The sequence below is a fragment of the Streptococcus parasanguinis genome (assembly GCF_001578955.1).
In the GTDB taxonomy this organism is placed as follows: Bacteria; Bacillota; Bacilli; order Lactobacillales; family Streptococcaceae; genus Streptococcus; species Streptococcus parasanguinis_U.
The window spans coordinates 194118-195630 of sequence record NZ_KQ969689.1; the positions used below are offsets into that span (position 1 = coordinate 194118).

The following is a 1513-nucleotide window of genomic DNA, read 5'->3' on the forward strand; positions in this document are numbered from 1 at the left end:
AAAAGTTTGGAACCTTTGTTCCAAACTTTTTGTTGCTTACATGGTTTTATCCTTATCACGTACCACTAGTAAGTCTACTTTGGCATGGCGAAGGATATATTCTGAGGAGGATCCGACCATTAACCGTTCGAAGGCATTAAGTCCGGTAGCTCCGACCATAATAAGGTCAACCCCTTCTTTACTTGGGATATCATTGGCCAAGAGGACTTTTGGATTTCCCATTTCTACAACAGTCACAACATTTTGAACGCCGACTTTTTCAGCACGTTCCTTGTAGCCTTTGAGCAATTCATTGGCTTCTTCTTGCAATTCTTCGTAGACCTCAGCATCAAACGTTGAGACGCTTTGAAGGGCACGGGTATCGATGACGTGGACAATGGTCAATTTGGAGCCGTTGCGAAGAGAAACATTAACCCCTTTTTCAAAGGCTAATTCTGCTTCATGGGAACCGTCGACAGCGACCATAATGTTTTCGTATTTTTGAGACATAATCCTACCTCCTTATAGCTTGAAAACATGGATAGAATAGAAGGTAACTCTATTCCTTATACACTTATATTTTATCCCTTTTAGGCTAGAATGTAAAGGTAAAGTCTCGCTTTTTCTAGTATATTTTTGCAGGATTTTTAAAGTCCTCGGTTTGTACTCTATTTGAACTAGTGGTATAATAGAGATAATTTCGTGAATCGAGGCAGAAAATGAAGGAATATAATAAATCAAGCAAACTCGAACATGTCGCTTACGATATTCGTGGTCCAGTCTTGGAAGAAGCGATGCGCATGCGAGCAAATGGAGAAAAGATTCTTCGTTTGAATACAGGAAATCCTGCTGAATTTGGCTTTACAGCTCCAGATGAAGTCATCCATGATCTGATCATGAATGCGCGTGATAGTGAAGGTTATTCGGATTCAAAAGGGATCTTTTCAGCCCGTAAGGCCATCATGCAGTATTGTCAATTGAAGAAAATTCCAAATGTCGATATCAATGATATTTACCTTGGAAATGGGGTGAGTGAGCTGATCGTCATGTCCATGCAAGGGCTTTTGGACAATGGGGATGAAGTATTGGTACCGATGCCGGATTATCCTCTTTGGACGGCGGCAGTCAGCCTAGCTGGTGGGAACGCGGTTCACTATCTTTGTGACGAAGAAGCAAACTGGTATCCAGATATCGAGGATATCAAGTCGAAAATTACTTCAAACACCAAGGCTATCGTTGTCATCAACCCGAATAACCCAACAGGTGCCCTCTATCCAGATGAGATCCTGCTTGAGATTGTAGAGATCGCTCGTCAAAATAACTTGATCATCTTTGCGGATGAAATTTACGATCGTTTAGTTATGGATGGTGAAAAACATACGGCTATCGCAAGTTTAGCGCCTGATCTCTTCTGTGTGAGTATGAATGGCTTGTCAAAATCTCACCGGATTGCTGGTTTCCGTGTTGGTTGGATGGTTCTATCCGGACCGAAACATCATGTGAAGGGCCATATCGAAGGTTTGAACATGTTGTC

2 protein-coding genes are annotated in these 1513 nt (G+C 41.9%); one reads left to right on the forward strand and one right to left on the reverse strand.

Annotated features, from left to right (window positions below; translation table 11 throughout):
• Positions 1-36 precede the first annotated feature (36 nt).
• Entirely contained in the window at positions 37-489 is a 453-nt protein-coding gene (locus tag SPADD19_RS00870) for a universal stress protein (protein WP_003018301.1), read from the reverse strand.
• A gap of 209 nt (positions 490-698) precedes the next feature.
• Here SPADD19_RS00870 and SPADD19_RS00875 point away from each other — a divergent pair.
• Positions 699-1513 (forward strand): aminotransferase class I/II-fold pyridoxal phosphate-dependent enzyme (locus SPADD19_RS00875; RefSeq protein ID WP_061455247.1); only part of this gene is annotated, 815 nt, incomplete at its 3' end.